This is a genomic window from Streptomyces laculatispora, from assembly GCF_017353455.1.
Taxonomy (GTDB): domain Bacteria; phylum Actinomycetota; class Actinomycetes; order Streptomycetales; family Streptomycetaceae; genus Streptomyces; species Streptomyces laculatispora.
This window is the reverse complement of record NZ_JAFMPZ010000203.1, coordinates 1-4,488: the sequence shown is the minus strand read 5'-3', so window position 1 is coordinate 4,488 and position 4,488 is coordinate 1. Positions and strand designations below refer to the sequence as shown.

Genomic DNA, 4,488 nt, shown 5'->3' with positions numbered 1-4,488 from the left:
TCCGCGAAGTCCTCGTCGGCGGGGCGGCGTTCCCACTGCCGGCTGGTGCCGGTCAGCGCCCACAGTCCGGCCGGGTCCGGGTGCCGCCAGGCCAGGGCCTTCTGCTGATCGGCCACCGTGCGGCGGATCTTGCGCCGGGTCTGGGCCAGGTACCGCAGGTAGTCCCGTCGCTCGCCCTTGAGCTTGCGCTTGCGTTCGCCCGCGCTGCGCATCAGCTGTCCGACGATCATCGCGACGGACGAGAGCAGCATCAGCCCGATCGCCAGGTAGCTGAAGGTGGTCGCCTGGCCGGGCCTGATGAACATCATCATCATGGCGAGTGACGTCAGGCCCATGGGGAGGTACATCCACATGGCCGAGGTGTTCGGCTCCGCCTCCGGGAGAGCGGGCGGCTCCTGGAGGCTGATCTCGCCGTCCGGCATGTCGGGGCCCCGCCGGCGGGCGGGACGACGGAACAGAACGGTGCTCACGCGGAATTACTCCTCGGGCTCGTCGCCTCGGACGCGGTGGGGAGGCAGGGGGATCCAGGGCGGTTCAGCACGTGTATGCCCGGCATGTGGGGGCGCACCAGTGGCTGACGGCCTGACGCGGGATCAAAGGTAGTGTGCGGTGATCAACTTTGGTATCCCCGCCCCTCGGAGAGGTGTGGCCCCGCCGCATGACAGACATATCCGCCCCCGGCCTCTGTCGGCTCACGGTAAGAACTCAGGAACGGCTCATCGATCTGGCGGTCCCCGCCGACGTCCCCGTGTCCGACTTGCTGCCCATCCTTCTCGACCACGCGGGCCACGACCTGGCGGAGAGGGGGATCGAACACGGCGGCTGGGTGCTGCAGCGCCTGGGCGAGGAGCCCCTGGACGAGGAACGCACCCCGGAGGGCCTGGGCCTGCGGGACGGCGAGACGCTGTTCCTCCGTCCCCGCACCGAGGCACTGCCGCCCGTCCACTTCGACGACCTGGTGGACGGGGTCGCCGTCACGATGCGCGACCGCCCGCACGGCTGGGAGGCCCGCACCAGCCGGTGGCTGCTGCGCGGCACCGCGGTCGTGCTGCTCACGGCCGGACTGCTGGTGCTGGCGCTGCCGGGCGGCTCCGCGCCGCTGCGGGCCGCGGTCGCGGCCGGCACCGGACTGCTGGTGCTGTTCGGCGCCGCCACGGCGAGCCGGGCGGTGGGCGACTCCGCCGCCGGCGCCGCGCTCGGCTTCCTCGTCGCACCGTATCTGGGGCTGGCCGGTGCGCTGCTGCCCAGTGGTGACGCGGATGCGCAGCTGATGGGTGCGCGGCTGCTCGCCGGTTCGGCGGCGGCCGCGGGCGGGGCGGTCCTGGCGGTGGCCGCGGTCGCCGCCTTCGTGCCGCTGCTGCTGAGCGCGGCGGTGGTCGCGCTCGCGGGCGCCCTGTGGGGCGCCCTGATGCTGGTCACCGACTGGCCCGCCGCACATGCGGCGAGCGTCCTCGCGGTCCTCGCGGTCGTCTTCGGCGGCCTGGTTCCGGGCATCGCCTTCCGGCTTTCCGGGCTGCGGCTGCCCGCCCTGCCCACCAACGCGGAGCAGCTCCAGGAAGGCATCGAACCGCACCCCAGCCGGAGTGTGGTGAGCCGCACCGCGCTCGCCGAGGAGTGGATGACCGCCCTGTACGCGGGGACCGGTCTGGTCTGCGCGGTCGTCCTGACCGCCCTCGTCCTGGACCGCCCGAACACCGCCGCCCTGGTCACCGCCGGAGTTCTGTGCCTGCTCCTGCTCCTGCACGCGCGCGGCATCGGCAACGTCTGGCAGCGGCCCGCGGTGATGCTCCCGGGCCTGTACGCCCTGGTCCTGATGGCGGTGCGGGCCGCCCGTTCGCTGGACGCCGGGCAGCGCCCGTTCCTGATCGCGGCGCTCATCGCCCTCGCCGCGTCGGCGGCCATCGCCTCGTGGACGGTGCCCGGCCGCCGGATGCTGCCCTACTGGGGCCGGGCGGCGGACATTCTGCACAGCCTGCTCGCCGTCGCCCTGATCCCGCTGACTCTGTGGGTGCTGGGCGTGTACACGGCCCTGCGCACCGCCAACGGCTGAGGGGCGTACGACATGCAGTCCAGGAAGGACCAGGTCCAGGCCCACCTCTTCGTCATGGGGCGGCTGACCAGCGGCATGCTGCGGGGCGACCCGGACTCCCCGGAGTCCCCGGTGGGCCGCACGAACCGGGGCATGGCCTGGGGCATCGGCCTCGGAGTCGTGCTCGTCGTCGGATTCCTGCTCTTCGGCATGATCTCCCCCGCGGGTTCCAAGACCTGGCGGCAGGAGTCCGCGCTGATCGTGCAGAAGGACACCGGTACCCGCTTCCTCTATCTCGGCAAAACGCTGCGCCCGGTCCGCAACTACGCGTCGGCGAAGCTGATCGCGGCCGATGAGCTCAAGGTGGTCTCGGTGTCCGGGACATCCCTGGCGGGCGAGCGGCACGGGACCCCGGTCGGCATCCCCGGCGCCCCCGACGCGCTGCCCGGCCTCGGTGACCTGGAGCAGGGTGCGTGGCAGGTCTGCGCCGAGGAGCCGGACCGCACGGGCGCCGACCGCACCGGCCGCCGCCCCGTCACCTCGCTGCGCCTGGGCCTGCCCGCCGGCGGGGTCTCCCCCGGCGACGACCGCGCGGTCCTCGTCCAGGGCCCGGACGGCAGCACGCACCTGCTGTGGGGCGATCACCGGCTGCGGCTCGGCAAGCACGGTGCGGCCGAGGCGCTGGGCTACTCGGGGGCGACGCCGGTGCCCGTCTCGGCGGCGTTCCTCGACAGCGTCCCGGCCGGACCCGACCTGACCGCACCCGAGGTGGACGGCCGGGGCGCGGCCGGCCCCCGGATCGGCGGGCATGCCGGCCGGACGGGCCAGGTGTACGCACTGGCCTCGCCGGGCGCCGTCACCCAGCACTTCCTGCTGGAGAAGAGCGGGCTGCGCGCACTGAGCACCCCCGGGGCGGCCCTCGTGCTGGGCGACGACCGGACGGCGAAGCTGGCCTACCGGGGCTCGGTACCGGCGGCGCTCCCGCTCACCGCCGACCAGTTGGCCCAGCACCGGGCACCGGCGGCCGAGGCGGCCAAGGACCCGGCGGGCTGGCCGTCCCGTACCCCTGTCGTACGGGACCCGGGCCCCGGCACGTCGGTGTGCGCCCGGATCCAGCCGGAGGGTGCCGCGCCCCGGGTGGCCCTGGCACTGGTGCCGGCGACGGTACGGGCCGCTCCGGTGGCCTCCGGTCCCGAGATCCAGCGGGCGTGCCTGGCCGTGGACGGTCTGGACGTACGTCCCGGGGGCGGCGCGCTCGTGCAGGCGCTGGGTGCGGGCGGCTCGGTGATCGGCACGACGACGTACCTGGTCACCGATGTGGGCATCAAGTACCGGCTGCCGGACGCGAAGTCGGTGGAGCGGCTCGGCCTCAAGGGCGGACACGCGCAGGCGGTGCCGTCGCGGCTGCTGGACATGCTGCCGACGGGGCCGGTGCTGGACGCGGCGGTGGCCGGCGGTGAACGGGCGGCCCTCGCGGGCCCGTCGGAGAAGCCCTGCGGATGAACAGCCGGTGCATGGGTGACGTCCGCCCTTCACCGGGCCTTCAACTGCCCCCGTTCACAGGCCGATGGACACCTGTCGGCGTCATCAATGATCAATTCCAGCTCAGATCTCACCCCTGAGCATTGCTTGCGCCACACCCGCATCTCTAGCATCAACAGACGCTCAAGTTCTGGAAAGGACACCTGCCATGTCGACTCCCCCCGCCCCTCCCGGCAACCTCCAGACGTCGTCGCAGTCCGAGAACCAGAAGGGCTACACCGCCCTGAGCACGGTCCAGAGCGGCATCAAGCAGTCCCAGGAAGAGGTGCGGACCACCATGAGCGGCCTGATGGCTGCGTACGGGGGCCAGGACGGCGGCGCGTACCAGCGGCTGCTCACGGACTGGAGCGGCCAGGTGGACATCATCACCAAGAACATCGGCCAGATGATCGAGAAGCTCCAGGAGACCGGCGTGCTTCAGCGCGGCCTTCAGGGACAGACCACGGAGACCATCCAGAGCAGCAGCCGGTCGAACGACGTCTTCGGCCAGCTGACCTGATCGCCGGTACGGCGCCTCCCCCTTCCCGTCCCCGCCCCGTCTCCCCCTCCAGGAGTTCGTCATGACCACTCCGTACGACCCCTCCAACAAGACCGACGGCATCATCCACGTCGAGTACAGCCGGGTGGACCAGGCCGCCGAGGACATGCGCCTTCAGACGACGCGCATCCAGTCCCTGGTGCAGGCCCTCAACGAGGAACTGGTCGGGCTGCACGGTGCCTGGCAGGGTGCGGACGCGGCGACGTACGCGGCTCTGCAGAACCAGTGGAACCACGCCACCACCCAGCTGGGCCAGGTCCTGACGAAGCACAGCTCCACGCTGAGCGACATCTCGGACCAGTACCGCAAGCACGAGAACCGCAGCGCGTCGGAGTGGGGGACCATCCGCGTCGGCGGGTGACCACCTGCCCGCCCCAGC

4 protein-coding genes and 1 pseudogene are annotated in these 4,488 nt (G+C 72.4%); 4 read left to right on the top strand and 1 reads right to left on the bottom strand.

Going from position 1 to position 4,488, the window contains the following annotated elements; translation table 11 throughout:
* A pseudogene (locus tag J1C73_RS11830) lies at positions 1–470 on the bottom strand (secretion protein EccC); the annotation flags it as partial.
* A 188-nt stretch (positions 471–658) separates the two neighbouring features.
* On the opposite strand from J1C73_RS11830, the gene eccD reads away from it, so the two are divergent.
* The 4 genes from eccD (at position 659) to J1C73_RS11810 (ending at position 4,470) form a co-directional block, all read left to right on the top strand.
* Positions 659–2,050: a type VII secretion integral membrane protein EccD gene (gene eccD, locus J1C73_RS11825; protein ID WP_207316329.1), complete on the top strand. Its 1,392-nt coding sequence runs from the start codon at positions 659–661 to the stop codon at positions 2,048–2,050.
* 12 nt (positions 2,051–2,062) lie between these two features.
* Positions 2,063–3,532 carry a type VII secretion protein EccB gene (gene eccB / locus J1C73_RS11820; RefSeq protein WP_207316328.1) on the top strand — a complete coding sequence of 490 codons (1,470 nt, stop codon included), beginning with the start codon at positions 2,063–2,065 and terminating at the stop codon, positions 3,530–3,532.
* A 187-nt stretch (positions 3,533–3,719) separates the two neighbouring features.
* Positions 3,720–4,070, top strand: a complete 351-nt coding sequence (locus J1C73_RS11815) for a hypothetical protein (RefSeq protein WP_123463337.1) — start codon at positions 3,720–3,722, stop codon at positions 4,068–4,070.
* Between the two features lie 61 nt (positions 4,071–4,131).
* Entirely contained in the window at positions 4,132–4,470 is a 339-nt protein-coding gene (locus tag J1C73_RS11810; protein ID WP_207316327.1) for a WXG100 family type VII secretion target, read from the top strand.
* Positions 4,471–4,488 lie beyond the last annotated feature (18 nt).

What these genes read in the sequence shown, in the direction of transcription:
- eccD (WP_207316329.1), top strand. Translation starts at nt 659, where the DNA reads ATGACAGACATATCCGCCCCCGGCCTCTGTCGGCTCACGGTAAGAACT.
- J1C73_RS11815 (WP_123463337.1), top strand. Translation starts at nt 3,720, where the DNA reads ATGTCGACTCCCCCCGCCCCTCCCGGCAACCTCCAGACGTCGTCGCAG.
- eccB (WP_207316328.1), top strand. Translation starts at nt 2,063, where the DNA reads ATGCAGTCCAGGAAGGACCAGGTCCAGGCCCACCTCTTCGTCATGGGG.
- J1C73_RS11810 (WP_207316327.1), top strand. Translation starts at nt 4,132, where the DNA reads ATGACCACTCCGTACGACCCCTCCAACAAGACCGACGGCATCATCCAC.